This window comes from Parapedobacter pyrenivorans (genome assembly GCF_014636865.1).
Lineage (GTDB): Bacteria > Bacteroidota > Bacteroidia > Sphingobacteriales > Sphingobacteriaceae > Parapedobacter > Parapedobacter pyrenivorans.
Genome location: NZ_BMER01000002.1, coordinates 21,520 through 39,823, shown reverse-complemented (window position 1 = coordinate 39,823; position 18,304 = coordinate 21,520). Strand labels below are relative to the sequence as shown.

General features: G+C 45.1%; 16 protein-coding genes. 12 read left to right on the top strand and 4 right to left on the bottom strand.

Going from position 1 to position 18,304, the window contains the following annotated elements:
* Positions 1–97 precede the first annotated feature (97 nt).
* From IEV98_RS12010 to IEV98_RS11975, 8 genes are all read left to right on the top strand, one after another.
* Positions 98–1,366, top strand: coding sequence for a dihydroorotase (locus IEV98_RS12010; protein ID WP_188506257.1), 1,269 nt, complete (start codon positions 98–100; stop codon positions 1,364–1,366).
* A gap of 5 nt (positions 1,367–1,371) precedes the next feature.
* On the top strand, positions 1,372–2,040 hold the full coding sequence (locus IEV98_RS12005; protein ID WP_188506256.1) for a hypothetical protein: 669 nt from the start codon (positions 1,372–1,374) through the stop codon (positions 2,038–2,040).
* A 16-nt stretch (positions 2,041–2,056) separates the two neighbouring features.
* Positions 2,057–2,641, top strand: coding sequence for a DUF4199 domain-containing protein (locus IEV98_RS12000; protein ID WP_188506255.1), 585 nt, complete (start codon positions 2,057–2,059; stop codon positions 2,639–2,641).
* Between the two features lie 12 nt (positions 2,642–2,653).
* Entirely contained in the window at positions 2,654–3,604 is a 951-nt protein-coding gene (locus tag IEV98_RS11995; RefSeq protein ID WP_188506254.1) for a glycosyltransferase family 2 protein, read from the top strand.
* A gap of 98 nt (positions 3,605–3,702) precedes the next feature.
* A complete protein-coding gene (locus IEV98_RS11990) occupies positions 3,703–4,692 on the top strand; it encodes a glycosyltransferase family 2 protein (RefSeq protein ID WP_188506253.1) in 990 nt (329 codons plus the stop codon).
* A 121-nt stretch (positions 4,693–4,813) separates the two neighbouring features.
* Positions 4,814–5,062 carry a hypothetical protein gene (locus tag IEV98_RS11985; protein ID WP_229738717.1) on the top strand — a complete coding sequence of 83 codons (249 nt, stop codon included), beginning with the start codon at positions 4,814–4,816 and terminating at the stop codon, positions 5,060–5,062.
* Complete coding sequence (locus IEV98_RS11980) at positions 5,059–5,844, top strand: MBL fold metallo-hydrolase (RefSeq protein WP_188506251.1); 786 nt, start codon at positions 5,059–5,061, stop codon at positions 5,842–5,844. The genes IEV98_RS11985 and IEV98_RS11980 overlap by 4 nt, the downstream gene beginning before the upstream one ends.
* A gap of 59 nt (positions 5,845–5,903) precedes the next feature.
* On the top strand, positions 5,904–6,056 hold the full coding sequence (locus IEV98_RS11975) for a lmo0937 family membrane protein (protein ID WP_188506250.1): 153 nt from the start codon (positions 5,904–5,906) through the stop codon (positions 6,054–6,056).
* On the opposite strand, the gene IEV98_RS11970 is transcribed toward IEV98_RS11975, so the two are convergent.
* The gene (locus IEV98_RS11970) at positions 6,037–6,747 is read right to left on the bottom strand and encodes a 2-C-methyl-D-erythritol 4-phosphate cytidylyltransferase (RefSeq protein ID WP_188506249.1); all 711 of its coding nucleotides are present in this window, start codon (positions 6,745–6,747) and stop codon (positions 6,037–6,039) included. The genes IEV98_RS11975 and IEV98_RS11970 overlap by 20 nt on opposite strands.
* A gap of 72 nt (positions 6,748–6,819) precedes the next feature.
* The gene (gene queA, locus IEV98_RS11965) at positions 6,820–7,869 is read right to left on the bottom strand and encodes a tRNA preQ1(34) S-adenosylmethionine ribosyltransferase-isomerase QueA (RefSeq protein ID WP_188506248.1); all 1,050 of its coding nucleotides are present in this window, start codon (positions 7,867–7,869) and stop codon (positions 6,820–6,822) included.
* A gap of 177 nt (positions 7,870–8,046) precedes the next feature.
* Here queA and IEV98_RS11960 point away from each other — a divergent pair, with 177 nt between their 5' ends.
* Positions 8,047–9,291, top strand: coding sequence for an ABC transporter permease (locus IEV98_RS11960; protein ID WP_188506739.1), 1,245 nt, complete (start codon positions 8,047–8,049; stop codon positions 9,289–9,291).
* Between the two features lie 79 nt (positions 9,292–9,370).
* Here the strand turns inward: IEV98_RS11960 and IEV98_RS11955 are convergent, their stop codons facing one another.
* Positions 9,371–10,576: a pyridoxal phosphate-dependent aminotransferase gene (locus IEV98_RS11955; protein ID WP_188506247.1), complete on the bottom strand. Its 1,206-nt coding sequence runs from the start codon at positions 10,574–10,576 to the stop codon at positions 9,371–9,373.
* Positions 10,577–10,636: 60 nt separating this feature from the next.
* Between IEV98_RS11955 and IEV98_RS11950 the strand changes: the two genes are divergently transcribed.
* Positions 10,637–11,668, top strand: a complete 1,032-nt coding sequence (locus IEV98_RS11950) for a cation diffusion facilitator family transporter (protein WP_229738716.1) — start codon at positions 10,637–10,639, stop codon at positions 11,666–11,668.
* On the opposite strand, the gene IEV98_RS11945 is transcribed toward IEV98_RS11950, so the two are convergent.
* The gene (locus tag IEV98_RS11945) at positions 11,665–12,552 is read right to left on the bottom strand and encodes a polyphosphate kinase 2 family protein (RefSeq protein WP_188506246.1); all 888 of its coding nucleotides are present in this window, start codon (positions 12,550–12,552) and stop codon (positions 11,665–11,667) included. The genes IEV98_RS11950 and IEV98_RS11945 overlap by 4 nt on opposite strands.
* A gap of 129 nt (positions 12,553–12,681) precedes the next feature.
* Between IEV98_RS11945 and IEV98_RS11940 the strand changes: the two genes are divergently transcribed.
* A complete protein-coding gene (locus IEV98_RS11940) occupies positions 12,682–15,102 on the top strand; it encodes a transglycosylase domain-containing protein (RefSeq protein WP_188506245.1) in 2,421 nt (806 codons plus the stop codon).
* Between the two features lie 74 nt (positions 15,103–15,176).
* Positions 15,177–18,296, top strand: a complete 3,120-nt coding sequence (locus IEV98_RS11935) for a DPP IV N-terminal domain-containing protein (protein WP_188506244.1) — start codon at positions 15,177–15,179, stop codon at positions 18,294–18,296.
* Positions 18,297–18,304 lie beyond the last annotated feature (8 nt).

Below are 18,304 nucleotides of genomic sequence, written 5' to 3'. Positions count from 1 at the left end.
TTGTACTTTTGTTCTTTAATGAGTGTGCGCGCCGCTATAATACCATTGAAAATCAGCTTACCGGTTCGATTAACGCCTTTTTCTTCGTTTCATATACATGGATAACTTACTTATCAAATCTGCTAAAGTTGCTTTTCCCGGTACGCCTTACCACGATAGAGAAGTGGATGTACTGTTAGAAAAAGGCATAATTGCTAAGATAGCTGCCCGGATCAAGGTTGATGGCGACAAAGTAGCTACTTTTGATGCAAAGGGGCAGTGTCTTGCCCCTGGTTTTTTTGATATGAATGTCAATTTCGGGGAGCCGGGATTGGAGACTAAGGAAGATATCTTGTCCGGATGTACTGCTGCAGTGGCCGGAGGGTTTACGGGAGTGGCAGTACAACCCAATACATATCCTGCTGTGCATAGTCATTCGGAAGTGGCCTTGATTGTAAGTCGTGCAAAGACACTACCTGTCGATGTTTTTCCGATAGGCACCATCAGCAAGAAGCGGGAGGGTGGGGAGTTGGCCGAACTGTATGACATGAAGTTGGCGGGGGCTATAGCCTTTAGTGATGGTAATAAACCGGTGCAACAGGCAGGCTTGATGAGCAGGGCGTTATTATACAGTAAGGGTTTTGGCGGTCTGATCGTGTCTTATGCGGAGGATGCATCTGTGGCTGCTGGGGCCAAGATGAATGAAGGTGTTACCAGCACATATTTGGGTATGAGAGGTAATCCCAACCTCGCGGAAACGCTCATGGTAGCCCGTGATTTGTATCTTGCGGAATACAACGACGCAACCATTCATTTCACTACCATCAGTACAGCAGAGAGCGTTGACCTTATTCGTAAGGCTAAAGCAAAAGGGATCAAGGTGACCTGTGATGTGGCTGCTCACCACTTGGTCATGACGGATGAGTTGGTTGCTGGTTTTGATAGCAATTATAAAGTGAGTCCACCGTTGCGGACACCAAACGATCGGAAGGCACTGCTTAAAGGGCTCAAAGATGGTACGATTGATGCTGTTGTATCGCAGCATACCCCGCATGAAATCGAATTTAAGAATGTAGAATACCAGATTGCCGCCGAAGGGATTATCGCCTTGCAGACAGTATTGCCATTCGTGTTGGAAGCGGGATTGACAACAGATCAATTGATAGAAAAGCTGGCCATTGGTCCTAGGCGTATATTTGGATTACCGGTCCCCGAGTTTCGGGAACAAGCGGTTGCAAATTTTGTGTTGTTTGACACGGAACTGAAATGGCGTTTTGACCAGCAGACAAACCGCTCAAAATCAAGTAATAGCCCCCTCATGGGGAGTGTGTTGAAAGGTAAAGTAACCATGGTGATCAACAAGCACCAAATCGTAAATATACAATAAGCGCTATGGACCAGCACGTACAACAGGCACTTGTGGCCAGCCTGCAGGCATACACTGAGGCGACAGCATACCAGGCGCATAATCTTCAGGTGCGGCTTACGAAGGTGTTTGAAGGGGATGCGCCCTATTTGGAAAAGGTATCTGATTTGGATGCGGTGTTTGATGATCAGCCACAACTTGAGGAATTACGAGAAATCGCCTTTGATTTGTTGTTGATGAATTTCTTCGCTGCTGATGTAGAAAAATTGGAGAACGACTATTTGGAATCTGAAGAATGGGAGATGATTGAAAATGACACCATCGATCGAGGTACAGAGCTGTTGAATCTACTGCTTTATTTTCGGGAGTGTGCTGATGAGGCGATCGAGCCACAATTAGATGACTACCTCAAGGAATTTCTGTTGGTAGATGAAGATGAATTTCAGGATGAGTACCGAATTTATGAACCGGTGATTGCCAATCAGTTATTGCTGGATAGCTCGTATGTGGAAATCGCCAAAGTGGCCTCGAAAATTCCAGCAGACCAAGAGCTGTCGGAATTGTTTTATCCAATAATGAGTTTTTTTTATGAACAACAGCCTACTGCCAGTGATATGGAGGAATATGCCCATTCCAGTGTAAATCCTGCTTTCGATGTCGCAGTGTACACCTTGTTAGTTGCTTATAATCGTTAATCAAACACACATAGCCATGACAACAAATCTAAACAGCGAGGAAAAAACAAAAGTAAAGAGAATAGCAATCACCAATGCATTTCTTTGGGCGGTAATTAACATTATCATTTTTTTGTTAGTCTATTACGCGGCCCCTACGTTGATGGCCAACCCTACCTTTGGATTCATTACGATAGCCATAGGAATTGGGTTAGCAATCTATTTCATACTTGATCTTCGTAAGAAAGTCGGTGGTTATTGGTCTTTTCGGGAGGCATTGGGGAATATTTTTCTGATGTTCTTCGTCCAAGTGGTCGTTTACACAATTTTTACGACAGCGTTTGCCAAATGGATAGAACCCGAATATGCCAATATGATGCGAGATGCGACATTGAATGCTACTACAAAAATGGCTGAGACATTTAGTTCGGATCAGGAGGTGATAGATAAAATGATCGAGGAGGCGGAGAAAAGTATCGAAAAGCAAGTCAACCCCGGTTTCATGGATTTCGTCCAGGGACTGGCAATAGCTGCGATTTTCTATTTTATTGGTGCGCTTATATTTGCGGCTATTTTTAAGCGGGAGCGACCTGTTTTTGCTCCTGCCGAGGAGGAGCAATAGCTAATAGTGAATATGGATATTTCCGTCGTCATCCCGTTATTTAACGAAGCTGAGTCATTGCCGGAACTGACTGCATGGATACGTCGTGTAATGGATGACCATCGGTTTAGTTATGAGATCATCTTGGTGGATGATGGTAGTACGGACGGGTCATGGATGGTCATTGAGGGGTTGAAAGCAATGAACTCCAAAATCACGGCAGTGAAGTTCAGGCGGAACTACGGCAAATCAGCCGCGTTAAATGTAGGGTTTGCTGCTGCGCAGGGTAATGTAGTGATTACGATGGATGCTGATTTGCAAGATAGCCCTGATGAAATCCCCGAGCTGTATAGGCGGATAATCCAAGATGACTTTGACCTGGTATCGGGATGGAAACAACAACGGCAAGATCCACCAAGCAAGACAATCCCCACTAAGCTTTTTAATTCGGTAACGCGAGGGATGTCGGGTATTCATAACCTACACGATTTCAATTGCGGCCTAAAAGCCTACAAGCGGGAAGTAGTGAAAAGTATTGAAGTGTATGGAGAGATGCATCGCTACATTCCCGTAATCGCTAAATGGGCGGGATTTAGACGCATAGATGAACAGGTTGTGCAACACTATCCTCGCAAATATGGGAAGACGAAGTTTGGTGCGGGGAGGTTTGTTAAGGGTTTTTTGGATCTATTGTCTATTTTTTTCGTCGGGAAATTCGGGAAACGCCCCATGCATTTTTTTGGTACAATGGGTGTGTTGAGTTTTCTTGCAGGGTTTATCATAGCGGTGTGGCTTATCGTGGAAAAATTAGTCAGCATCGCCAATCAAAGTCCCTATCGGAACGTGACGGAGCAACCCTTGTTTTTCTTTGCACTGATCGCTATCATTATCGGTACGCAGCTTTTTTTGACTGGATTTATAGCCGAGCTGGTTTCCCGTAGTGGCCCGGATCGGAATAACTATCAAATAGAGCAGGTCATTTGATTTACGGTTTTGAATGTATTGATTTCAAGTTTACCTTTATTGGACTCAATGGGGATTTTGGCGTTTAGATTCAGGATGTCGGATTTGTGGAGATGTTCATGTTGTTCTCGATAATCATCCCGCTTTATAACCGACCGCAGGAGATTGACGAGTTGTTGGAGAGCCTCACCCATCAAACGTATCCTTCTTTTGAGGTGTTGGTGATTGAGGACGGTTCAACACGCGATGCACGGGCGATTGTGGCTCGCTATCGCGATACGTTGGATGTACAATATTTTTTTAAGGATAACGAAGGGCAGGGGTTTGCGAGAAACTTCGGTTTTGAACAGGCCAAAGGGGATTATTTCATCATTTTCGATTCCGATTGCCTAATCCCACCGGATTATCTTACGCATGTTGCGACCTTTTTAGAGCGTGAAGGATTGGATGCCTATGGCGGACCAGATGCTGCTCACGATTCGTTTACGCCTATACAGAAGGCGATCAGTTACGCAATGACCTCGCCTTTCACTACTGGGGGGATAAGGGGAAATAGGAAGCACATTGGCAAGTTTCATCCACGTAGTTTCAATATGGGGGTTTCAAGAAAGGTATGGGAGCAAGTAGGAGGATTCAAGCTTACCCGTCTTGGTGAAGATATTGAATACAGTATCCGCATTCAAGCATCGGGATTTCATATCGGATTGATTCCTAATGCGGTGGTATACCATAAAAGACGTACCGATTTTTGGCAATTTTACAAACAACTGCATTTTTTTGGTCGGGCTCGGATTAATATTTATAAACATTTCCCTAACGAATTGAAAGCAGTACATTTTATGCCAGCGGCATTCGTGGTTTTTGTGACGGCGTTGATACTTTTGAATATGTGGTCGGCGTTGATTGCTAACCATTGGTTACCTATTGCGGTCATCGGTAATATCATGTTTGGTGGCTATATCTTAACCCTTTTTTTTCATTCGTTGGCCAAAACACGTCGCTTCGAGGTTGCAGTACTAAGTGTTGTGGCGTCATGTATTCAATTGGTTGCCTACGGATTGGGATTCATACAAGATTTTTGGAGACGATTGGTGCTGAAACGCAGCTAATTAGTAAAAAGTCGTTCAAACAATCATCGTGTGGATAAAACACTTTTGCGTTTTCATGGAATGAATTGTATTTTGGCGGGACCAAATTTAAATACCATTGTTGCCCAATACACAACATAGCTTGGATAAACTGGAATCCCTATTGAAGGATTTGGGGTATAAGGTGCGGTACGAGAAAGGAAACTTCAAGACAGCGGCGTGCATACTTGAGCACAGCAACGTGGTAGTGGTTAACAGGTTTTCTAATTTGGAAACTAAAATTAGCGCACTGGTAGGTATCTTGCGTGATATGCAGACGGATGGTGCTACGCTTGATGAAAAGAAGCGGCAGCTTTTAAGGAGTATCAAACAAACTAAACTAACGATTTGATCATAAGATTTTTAGGTACAGGCACATCTCAAGGTGTTCCGGTAATCGCATGCGATTGTCCGATATGCACTTCTCCAAATGCTAAAGACAGGCGTTTGCGTTCATCGGTATTAATTGAGTTGGGTGGCAGGAACATCGTTATCGATACTGGGCCGGATTTTCGGTATCAAATGTTACGTGAGCATGTTACGCATCTGGATGCTGTGCTATTTACACATGCTCATAAAGACCATTTGGCCGGGCTGGATGATGTGCGCGCTTTTAATCGGCAACAAGGTGCGGCTATTGATATCTATGGTACAACGGACGTTCACGAAGCGTTGAAACGTGAATTTTACTATGCTTTTTCTGCTAAAAAATACCCAGGTGTTCCATTACTTGATTTACATGAAATCACGTCTGCGCCGTTCACCTTATTTGGACGGGAAATAACGCCGATTGAGGTGATGCATTACATGATGCCTGTTCTGGGCTTTAGGATCGGTGAATTCACCTATATCACCGATGCGAAGACGGTGAATGATACCGAAATCAGAAAGATTACGGGTACAAAAATTTTGGTGGTCAATGCGCTGCAACGTGATTCCCATATCTCGCACTTTACGTTGGACGAAGCCATTGCCTTTGCGCGACGTATTGGCGCAGAGCAAACCTATTTTACACATATCAGTCATCGGCTTGGACTGCATAATGAGGTTCAGCAGGAATTGCCGGCCGGTATTTTCTTAGCTTATGATGGGTTGACACTAGACATTCATGAGGCTTTGGATGAATCATCCTGAAACATTTTTCAGCTCTTGCTGTTATTGTAGGTAATTGTTAATCATTAACCTCAATAGGTATGGGAAATTTACTTTATGTGATCGCCGTAATCTTAGTAATAGCCTGGGCGATAAGTTATTTTGGAGGCTATTATACAGGGGGGATTATCCACATTTTGTTGGTAATCGCGATAGTGGCAATTTTATTGCGTGTTATCCGAAGCGCCGCCTAAATGTATGGTCTCCCAGGAGCATTTCCGCTATGCGTAAATCTCCAGGAAAGGTTATTTTAATATTAAGGGTATCACCATCGATCAAAACGATGGGATACCCTTTTTTTTCAACCACTGAGGCGTCATCAGTGTACGTTTTATCATCGGGCTGCTCGTAGGCTTCGGATAAAATCGCACCGTTGAATGTCTGGGGTGTTTGCATCAGATAGACGAGTTCCCTGGGGTACGCATTGTTTTTCAATCCATTCTTGCTTCTCAGCCGTATTGAATCGGTGCTTTTTATCGCCAATGCAGCGGCGCCCGTAAGTGCAGCTTGATTATAGGTGCCATCGATGAGCTCTGGAGATATCAATGGCCGGGCAGCATCGTGGACGGCAATGAGACTTTGCTTCAAATCCGCGCTCATGGATTTGATCGTATCCAATCCGCTTTTCACACTTTCGAACCGACTTTGGCCACCGTATGCGATAGTGTGCGGCACTCCAAAGTGGTGTGCTTCGCACAGCGCTGACCAATGATTATGCAGGGATGAGGGAATAACCACTACGATATGAGGCGAACTGCTGCTCCGATAGAACGCGTTGATGGTATGCATCATCACTGGAAGCCCACTTAACAGCAAGAACTGTTTTGGAGTATCGGAACCCATACGGACACCCATGCCGCCGGCAACGATGATAACATAATTCATTTAGCTATCAAACAAGAGATAACAAATTATTAAAGACTATATGCGCCAAGCAAATAGCGATATCTGCCAAAATCAAATAATTAGCATGGCATCTCCATAGCTGTAAAAGCGATATCCCTCTTTCACAGCAATTTCATAAGCATTCATTACATGTTCATATCCCCCGAAAGCAGCGATCATTACCAATAATGTAGATTCAGGCGTATGGAAATTAGTAACCATGCTATTGGCGATACTGAAATCGTATGGGGGGTAGATAAATTTGCTCGTCCACTCATTTGCTGGTTTCAGGTGCTTGTCAGCAGAGACAGCAGACTCGATGGCTCTCATAGAAGTGGTGCCGACAGCACATACCCTGCGCTTAGCATCAATAGCGGTATTGACGATTTTGGATGCCTCCTCGGATATAATGAACTGCTCAGAATCCATTTTGTGTTTAGTGAGGTCTTCTACCTCTACTTGCCTAAAGGTGCCCAAACCTACATGAAGTGTGATTTCGGCAAAATCCACACCCCTTAACTCGAGACGTTTCATCAATTCGCGGCTGAAATGGAGTCCGGCGGTAGGCGCGGCCACAGCACCTTCATGCTTTGCAAATATCGTTTGATATCGGAACTTATCCTCGGGGGTGGCTTTACGCTTGATGTATTTGGGGAGGGGGGTCTCGCCGAGTATTTCGATATTCCGGCGAAATTCCTCATCTGTACCATCAAATAAAAAGCGAATCGTGCGACCACGAGATGTGGTATTATCGACTACCTCAGCCACCAAAAGGTCGTCGTCACCAAAGTATAGTTTATTACCCACTCGTATTTTCCGCGCGGGATCTACCAATACATCCCAAAGCCTAAGCTCTTTATTTAACTCACGTAAAAGGAATACTTCAATAGTAGCGCCAGTTTTTTCCTTATTGCCGTACATCCGGGCGGGAAACACTTTGGTGTTATTAAGGATCATCACATCTTTATCATCGAAGTAATTCAGGATATCCTTGAATATTTTGTGCTCTATTTTGCCGGTTTTGCGGTCGAGCACCATCAATCGGGAGTCGTCTCGGTTTTCGGTTGGCTCGTATGCAATAAGGGATTCAGGTAAATTGAACTTAAATTGTGATAGCTTCATTGTTGATGTGAAATTTTAGATAGCGGCACAAAATATATGCCCAACGTATAAATTAGCGTGCAAAGTTATGAAATTTTTTAATATTTAATGTGTATTATTGGGGTTTATTGTTCAGGTGAAATTTGTTTACATCAGGTGTGTAACTTACTGGTTTTTTTGTCGTCATAACATAGTATGATGTTATTCCTGAGATTAATCGGCGAGAGTTTTGGATTTGCATTTTCGGCACTGCGTGAAAATCGAACCAGGACATTGTTGTCTTTGCTCGGTGTCACCATTGGTATCCTGATTATCATTGGTGTATTCTCGGCAGTTGATACCCTACGAGCGAATTTAGAAAGCAGCGTCGAAAAATTGGGCAGCAAGACGATTTACGTGATGAAATGGCCTTGGGATGGCGGGCCCGATTTCCCTTGGTGGAAATATGTAAATCGTCCTGAACCGGATATTCGCGACTATGAGGCGCTAAAAGCGAGAATGACTACGGCTGAAGCGATTTCATTTTCGATTGACATCGGTGGCCGGACTGCACAATATTTGAACAATAACGTTTCGGGCATCACCGTTACAGCTACATCACATGAGCTTTATGACATCCGGGAGCTGGAAATTGTGGACGGCCGGTATTTTACGGAATCCGAATCGAATCGTGGAAGCAATGTGGCTGTAATCGGGGCTACTATTGCTGAAGGGTTGTTTCCCAATACCGATCCCATCGGCAAGTCCGTTTCTGTTTTGGGTCGGAAAATCACGGTGATCGGCGTGTTCAAAAAAGAAGGGGAGGGTATGATCTTTGACGTATCGATGGATAATGTTATTATGATCCCATTGAATCTTGGTCGTAATTTGGTAAATATCAGGAGCTACGGCCCAGCCATTATGGTGAGCGCGGCCCCAAATGTATCCTTGGAGGAAACCGAGAGTGAATTGCGGGGGGTAATGCGTTCAATCCACCGGCTGAGTCCACAGGAGGAAGATGATTTTTCACTTAATAAAACCACCATTATCACGGCCCAATTGGATGCGATGTTTAAAGTCATCAATACTGCGGGTGGTTTTATCGGTATATTTTCTATTTTAGTCGGTGGGTTTGGCATCGCCAATATCATGTTTGTGTCGGTCAAAGAGCGTACACACATCATTGGCATCCAGAAGTCGTTGGGAGCGAAGAATTATTTTATATTGTCTCAGTTCCTTATTGAAGCTATCGCATTATGCATTATTGGCGGGTTGATGGGGTTGTCCATTGTCTATCTACTTGCGTTTTTGGTAAAGCTCGCCTTTGATTTGGCAATAGTTGTCAATATGGGGATGGTCATCCTTACAATTGTGCTGTCTACGTTAATTGGACTTATTGCAGGTATTGTACCTGCCGCGATGGCCGCAAGATTGGATCCGGTGGAGGCTATACGGAGTAAATAATTTGAAGATGGTGTTGATTTGAAATTGATAAATCTCGAATCAACACCCCATTAAAATCTTCTTCAAATTAATTAATCCATCAAATTAGTTTTCCTAACGCTTCTTTTATTCTCCGGAGCGCTTCTGTCAGGTTCTCATCGGATGCCGCGTAGGATAGCCGAATGTAATTGTTGTTGCCAAAGGAATCTCCACCTACGGTGGCTACGTGCCCTTCATTTAGTAAATAAAGCGATAAATCCGCCGAATTATGAATGATGTTTCCCTGACTGTCTTTTTTTCCAAAGAACGAGCTGATGTCGGGAAAAAAATAGAACGCACCTTCTGGAAGGTTGGTCTTTACGCCAGGGATGTCTTTCAATAAGTTATACACGAGCTCACGCCGGCGTAGAAATGCCTCTTTCATGGCCAGTACGCTTTCCAATCCCTGCTCATAAGCCGCGATGCCCGCACGCTGGGCAATGGAGCAAGTGCCAGATGTCGTCTGTCCTTGCAATTTATCATTCGCATCCGCAATTTCCTTGCTCGCTGCTAGGTAGCCCAATCGCCATCCCGTCATCGCAAAAGCCTTTGAAAACCCATTGATGAGGATAACGCGGTCCTTTATGCTTTCAAACTGTGCGATGGACTCGTGTTTGCCCACGAAATTGATATGCTCATAAATCTCATCGGAAATAATATAGATGCCTGGATGTTTTTCAAATACGCGCACCAATCCCTCTAGTTCGCTCTTGCTATAGACGCTCCCCGTCGGATTGCACGGAGAAGAGAACATAAACAGTTTACTTTTCGGAGTAATTGCTGCCTCCAGCTCTGCGGGTGTGATCTTAAAATCGCTATCGATGGTCGTATTGATAAATACAGATTTGCCTTCTGCCAATGTTACCATCTCCGAATAGGATACCCAATAAGGTGTAGGGATGATGACTTCGTCACCGGGGTTAATGAGTGTAAGGATGGCGTTGGAAAGCGACTGCTTCGCACCGGTTGAAACCACGATTTGAGACGCATCGTAGTCGAGGTTGTTTTCGGTTTTCAATTTGGTTACGATGGCCTTTCGCAATTCAGGATACCCCGGCACCGGTGAATATCGAGTATAGTTGTCGTCAAGCCCCTGCTTCGCGGCTTGTTTGACATGCTCGGGCGTGTTGAAGTCAGGCTCGCCTACACTTAAACTGATTACATTGATACCTTTTGCGGCTAACTCGCGACCCAATTTGGTCATTTTCAGGGTGGCGGATTCCGACAGGTTATTGATCCTGTCAGAAAGTATAGATGGTGTACTCATGGAAGGCAAACTTAGGTAAATTTGCGGATTCCGCAAACAAAAATGTTCGCGAAAACGATCATGCAAGGCGATATGTTACATATTGTGTATCTTTGCCCCATTACCTCGAACGCATCAGTTTTGAACAAGCAGAAAAACATTATTCTTTTCGCATTGACCGCTGGTATTCTGTTGATGTTAATCAAATTTACCGCCTATTTGCTGACCAGTTCGAATGCTATTTTGACGGATGCGATGGAAAGCATTGTCAACGTAGTCGCTTCTGGTTTTGCTTTTTACAGCATTCACTTGTCGGCGCGACCAAAAGATCAAAACCATCCTTACGGTCATGGAAAAGTAGAGTTTTTCTCTGTTTTCTTGGAGGGAGGATTGATTTTTATTGCAGGGGTACTCATTCTCGGGAAGGCTTGTTATAATATATTTTTTCCGGAGACCGTTGGTAATTTGCTGGGGGGGATGGGGCTGATTGGATTTACCGGTATAGTCAATTGGGCTTTAGGGACTTATATGGTGAAACAGGGTAAAGCGTTAAACTCGCTGACCCTACACGCAGATGGCAAACACTTGCAAACAGATGCATATAGTACGGTCGGTTTGCTTGCCGGGCTTTCTGTGATGTATTGGACAGGATTTGCCTGGATTGATATTGTTTTATCCATCGGTCTTGGTCTATATATCCTCTTTAGTGGATACAAATTGCTCCGCAAATCGATTGCGGGATTGATGGACGAATCGGATACGAAATTGGTTGGTCAAATCGCAGCTATCCTGCAAAGGCATCGCGAGAATGACTGGATCGACGTACACAATCTTCGGGTACAACGTTATGGGCACGAGCTGCATATCGATTGTCATGTAACATTGCCGAACTACTATGACCTAAATAAAGTGCATGATGAGGTTTCTGCTATTGATTCGCTGATAAATAGTTATTTACATGCAAATACGGAGCTTTTTATCCATGCGGATCCCTGCATCCCTGCATGTTGCCACTATTGTCGGATGAACGATTGTCCGATACGCAGCGAAGCATATCAACGCGATGTGGTATGGGATAAAAAAATCATCAGTAAAAATGAAAAACACATTTAGTCGTGGGGCTCGTTGGCAAGTTTATCCTTGTAGATTTTGAGCTTGGCGCGCTGATCTGCCGGCAACTCCGGAAATTCGGGTTCCATGGCCGTTAGCGTCTCCACGATGATTTTGCCGACAGCATAGCGAGCAAACCACTTTTTGTCGGCTGGGATGATATACCAGGGTGAAGATGGTGTAGCTGTGGCGGCGATCGCTTCCTCGTAGGCAGCCATGTAATCATCCCAGTACGCCCGCTCCTCGATGTCTGCAGATGAAAATTTCCAGTTTTTGTATTTATCTTCGATACGGTCGAGAAATCGTTTTTTTTGCTCATCCCTGGATACATGGAGGAAGAATTTGATGATTTTTGTGCCATTGCGCTGAAGGTGGGCTTCAAATTGCCGGATACTTTCATAACGGTTTTCCCAAAACCCGTTATCGAATTGCTTTACTTCCCGGTATCCGGGTATCCGCTCGGATAAGTTGTATTCGGGGTGCACTTTGCATACGAGCACATATTCGTAATGCGAGCGGTTATGAATCCCGATGCGGCCACGCTCAGGCAAGGCCTTATAGTGCCGCCAAAGGAAATCATGTTCGTAATCCTTACTGGTGGGCTGCTTGAAACTGAATACCTGGCATCCTTGCGGATTAACCCCGCTCATTACGTGCTCGATTGCACCATCCTTGCCAGCGGCATCCATCGCTTGGAAAACGATCAGTAGACTCTGGGAATCCTCGGCATATAGTCGCTCCTGGTGCTCCTTGAGCTTCGCTTGGAAGTCTGCTAGATCTTCAAGGGCGTCGTCTTTTTTCATGGAGCCCGGATCATTGGTTCGATAATTTTCTAGTTTGAATGACTCGCTGGAAGTCACCCCGAATTTTTCAACAACGCCTGCCATTGTATCAATGATTGAGTGATAAGATAAGTTGTCGCAAAATAGAATTTATTGCGTTAATATCACACAAGTTGTAGCGTAAATCGTTTATCAAACGTATGCTATGTCAAAACATTTATTCATCTTTACCCGATGTTTAAAGAGATACGAAGCCGCTATATACGCTATTTGGTAATCATCATTTTTATGATTGTCCTGTTCGTGTGCATGGTGGAGGTGAATTTCCTGTGGCTGTTTGGTTATTCTCCCACGGCTAAGGATATCCGCCAACCGATCCAAAGTGTGGCGTCTGAGGTATATACGGCTGACAGTGTGCTCATTGGTCGATACTTCAAGGAAGATCGTTCTCCCGTATCTTATGATAGCATCTCATCCGATGTGGTCAACGCGTTGGTCGCCACCGAAGATATTCGCTTTTTCCAGCACAGCGGTGTGGATTTCCGTGCTATTTTTTCCAGCATTGTAGCTACCGTACAGGGTGATCCAAGGGGTGGCAGTACCATCACCCAACAACTGGCAAAAAATTTGTATCGGACGCGTTATAACCATGCTGTTGGACTTTTGGACAAGATACCCGGCATACGCATCCTTGTGGTGAAGTTTAAGGAGTGGATGACAGCTTATAAGCTCGAAGGTAATTACAGCAAAAAGGACATCCTTGCGATGTACCTGAATACGGTGTCGTTCAGCAATAATGCCTACGGCATAAAAACCGTAGCCAGGCTATATTTCAACAAAGAAACACAAGCGATAAATGCAGCCGAGGCGGCCGTGCTAATTGGCATGTTGAAAGGTACAACACTCTATAATCCGATACGCAATCCGGAACGCTCGCTAGAAAGACGAAACGTGGTCTTGGGGCAGATGTATAAAGCTGGATTTCTGTCCGAGACGGCTTATCAAACGGCCAATGCGTCGGGACTTGGTCTACGTTTGGGTGAAACCGAAGAGTTGGGTAGCGGAGATTCGTATTTGCGTACGGCGGTGGAGCGATGGCTTACCGTTTGGTGCGAGGAGAATGGGTATGATATTTATGTAGATGGACTAAAAATCTATACGACCATTGATTCGCGCGTACAGCGGCATGCAGAGGAGGTCATTGCCGGACAAATGAAACCGCTGCAACAGCGGTTGGAAAACGCTTGGCGCGGTGAAATCCCTTGGCGAGATTCGGAAGGAAAGGTAATCGAAGGTTTTCTGGAAAATTTGGCCGAACGGACCACTTATTATAAGCTGCTAAACGAGAAATATAAGGGGGATAAGGATAGTATTTTTCATTACCTTAATCTTCCGAAGACAATGGAAGTGTTTACGTGGGATGGCCTCAGGGAGGTTCAATATTCCAGTATGGATTCCCTAGCTCACTATGCCATGATGCTTAACGCAGGACTAATGACGATGGATCCTTATAATGGTGAGATCAAAGCTTGGGTGGGCGGAATCAATCACAAATATTATAAATACGATCACGTATTTCAGGCGAAGCGGCAAGCCGGTTCGACATTTAAGCCCTTTGCGTACTTGGCGGCTCTAGAAGCAGGCATGTCGCCTTGCGATAAATACACGGATGAATTTGTCCGTATTACTTATACCGAAAACGGGGAAGAGAAGGTTTGGGAGCCCAAGAATGCCGATTGGGTATTCAGCGGACGGGAAATGTCACTTCGATGGGCAATGGGAAGGTCTGTCAATTCGATCACCGCCCAAATTACAGAAGAAATAGGGTGGGACAAGGTTGTAGATGCGGCCCATCGCTGCGGGATTACAAGTTCGCTGGCATCCGTGCCTTCCGTAAGCCTTGGTTCCAATGACGTCAGTGTCTTTGAAATGGTCAATGCATATGCAACCTTTATGAACAAAGGGAAAAAGGTGCAGCCGGTTCTCGTTTCGAAGATTTTTGATTATCATGGAAACACCCTGGCAACGTTTAAGACAACCACTAAACAAGCTATCAGTGAAGAAGTGGCTTGGCTAATGGGGTATATGCTTCGGGGTACGATGGAAGAACCGGAAGGCACGTCTCAGGGTCTTTGGGAATGGGATCTGTGGAAGGATAAGAATCAGATTGGAGGGAAGACCGGAACATCGTCGGATTATGTGGATGGCTGGTATATGGGGGTAACAAAGGATTTGGTTACGGGTGTCTGGGTTGGCTGTGACGAGCGGAGTATACATTTCAGGAATTCGCAAACAGGTGAGGGGTCACGAACCGCCTTACCGGTCTTTGGCAGGTTTATGGAGCAGCTCTATCATGACGATTCGCTTCATTACGATTATGGCCCGTTTCCGGATCCGGAAGTGGAGATAAATAGGAAGTATAATTGTCCGAGCCCTCGCATTGTAAGGCCTGATAGTACATTGCTGGATAGCATTGTTCCACTGCGGTTGCCAGAGAGGCCGTTGGAAATCCCAGTGGATGTCGAAGAGCTAAGAGAGCAATTGGAGACCAATATCCCAGCTGTGGAGGAGCCGCAGGAAAACCAGGAGCAGGCCGCTGCAATTGAGCGGCAGCCGAACAGTAAAATTCGGATCAGGTATCCGTTAAAAAAATAATATGTTTGTAGATAATTAAACTTTTTCACCGATATTCGTTCTAATTAGACATTGTACCATACACCCATTTTTCCATGACTTACCTTAATCGATTTGTCAAGCTTTCATTGCTAAATATCTGCTGTTTATTGCTGTTTAGCTCGATTGCCGTGCATGTGCAGGCCCAATATTTTGGGCAGAATAAAATGCGATATAAATCGCTTAAATTCAAGGTGTATGAGACCCCGCATTTCAACCTGCACTATTATCTGGAAAACGACACACTGGTGAGGTGGTTGGCTAAGGAAAGTGAAGTCTGGTATGAATTACATCAGCAGGTTTTCCGGGATACTTTTTTGCGTAAGAATCCGATCATTCTGTATAGCAATCACCCAGAGTTTCAGCAGACCACTACGGTGCAAGGGGAGATCGGTGTAGGTACGGGCGGTGTCACCGAGGCATTTAAGACGCGTGTGGTGATGCCAGTGATGCAAATCAATCATCAAACGCGGCATGTACTTGGGCACGAGTTGGTCCACGCATTTCAATACCGCATACTGATGGAAGGTGGGGATTCTACCCGCTTGGAGAACATCGGGAATATTCCGCTGTGGATGGTAGAGGGAATGGCAGAATATTTTTCTATCGGTAAAAAGGACGCATTTACGGCCATGTGGATGCGGGATGCATACCTGAATAACGATATCCCTTCACTGAAGGCCATGACTGAAAATATGAATCGGTATTTCCCTTATCGATACGGGCAGGCTTTTTGGTCCTACATTGGGTCTACTTACGGTGATACGGTTATCATGCCGTTATTTAAGGCAACGGCGATGTACGGCTATGAAATGGGGATCAGGCGCGTATTCGGTTACGATTCACAGACACTCTCCAACCTTTGGAAGAACAGCATGATTAATGCTTATCGCAGTCTGCCGGTAGACACCGCTGTAAAGCCAGTGGGGAGGTCCATCATCAATACGGGTAATTCCGGTCGGATGAATGTTTCGCCTGCAATTTCACCGGATGGTAAGCACATCGCGTTTCTTTCGGAAAAAAGCCTGTTTAGTATAGACCTATTCTTAGCTGATGCGGAAACTGGTGGAAATATCAGGCGATTGAGTAGTAAGCTGACCAATGAGGATATCGATGAATATAGCTTTATCGAATCGTCGGGCGCGTTTTCACCGGATAGCCGCAAGTTTGCCTTCAGCGTTTTTAGTCGTGGCAAAAGCCGACTTATGGTAGTGGATGTGCAGACGGGCAAGCAATTGCTATTGGAGGCGATGGGTGACATTTCGGAATTTGCCAATATTGCATGGTCACCCGATGGGGAGACCGTTGCGTTTTCAGGGTTGAAAAATGGCCACAGTGATATTTACCTCTATAACATCGCGACCAAAGTACTTACCCAGTTAACCAACGATAGTTATTCTGATTATCAGCCTGCGTTCTCGCGCGATGGCAAGCGCATCGTATTTAGTACGGATCGGGTATCGCTTCAATCGGATTCGAGAAGTGTTGATATTCCGATGAATATTGCAGTAATCGATGTGGAGACACGGGCAATTTCGAATATCAACGTGTTTCAGGGGGCCAATAACCTGAACCCTCAATTTTCGGCGGATGATAGCCAGGTTTATTTTCTTTCCAACAGTGATGGTTTCCGAAACATGTACCGGTACACCCTCAAAGGCGGCAAAGTAGAGCGATTGACTCAGTATTTTACTGGAATCAGCGGCATTACAGAGTATTCGCCCGCATTGAGCCTATCGTCCAAGGGTGACGTGTTGTACTCATACTTCCGCAATAATGGTTATTCACTTTACAACGCCAAAGAAGCCGAATTTAAAGGCGTGGAAGTGGATCCTTATGTGGTGAATTTTGACGCCGCAATGCTACCCCCGCCTGAAAATCTCGGCGTAGATGTCGTCAATGCCAATCTCAGTAATTTCAACCTATTTCAGCGAATTGGGGATGGTCGTATTTCGTCGGTTTCCTATAAGCCCAATTTTAAGTTGGATTATTTAGCGAACAGCGGAATGGGATTGGCAGTGGGTAGCCGCTACGGGGCGGGTATATCCAGCGGTATCCAGGGGATGTTTTCGGATATCCTTGGGCACAATCAGATTTTTGCCGCATTGTCCATCAACGGCGAAATCTACGATTTTGGCGGCCAAGTTGCGTATATTAATCAGAAGAGTCGGATCAATTGGGGCGGTGCCATTTCGCATATCCCGTATATGTCTGGATTTTCCTTTTACGATGTAAGGGACGTAGGCAATGGTGAGGAGACAATTTTGGATACCTATATCATTCGTACGTTTCAGCAACAAGCTGAGGCATTTGGGGCCTATCCGTTTTCGCGGCACCATCGTTTTGAATTGGGGGGTGCTATCGCGCGATACAGTTACCGCGTAGATCGATGGTGGCAAAGCTACTACTATGGCTACGGGGGTAGAGATAAAGTATCCAATGAAGAGGCTAGTCAGGCTTTCGGTGGTAATTTTAATGCCTTCACCATCCAACAGGTAAATACATCATTTGTGGGTGATAATGCGGTATTCGGTATAGCAGCGCCTTTGCAGGGGTACCGTTACCGGGTTGGAGCGGAGCAGTACTTCGGCGACTACAACTTTACCGCTTATACGTTCGATGTGCGCAAGTATAATCGGTATCAGCCCGTTACGATCGCCGCTAGGGCATACACATACATGAGGGCCGGTAAACATGAAAATGCATTGTATCCCTTGTTTTTGGGTTATCCGCACCTCATACGTGGCTATGAGAGCTCCTCATTTCGTAACAGTACCGGACGTTTCAATTTCAATAGTCTGATGGGTACCCGTATTGCAGTGCTCAATCTCGAACTCCGGCTACCTTTTACCGGGCCTGAAAAACTTGCGGTTATACGATCTGGTATGCTGTTCTCTGATCTGAATTTATTTTTTGATGCTGGTTTGGCTTGGAATAGCGATTCTAAAGTTGCCTTTAGAAGTACGCCCCGTCTAATCGAATCGAGTCCCAATCCCAATGATCCCAATTTACCGCCGATTGAAGTTTACGAGCGAATTCCTGCATTGAGTGCCGGCGTTTCCCTGCGCGTCAATCTTTTTGGGGCTATGATACTTGAGCCGTATTATGCGTTTCCTTTTCAACGTTCGGACGTACGCTTTGGCACATTTGGGCTGAATTTTGCTCCTGGTTGGTAGCATCGTAC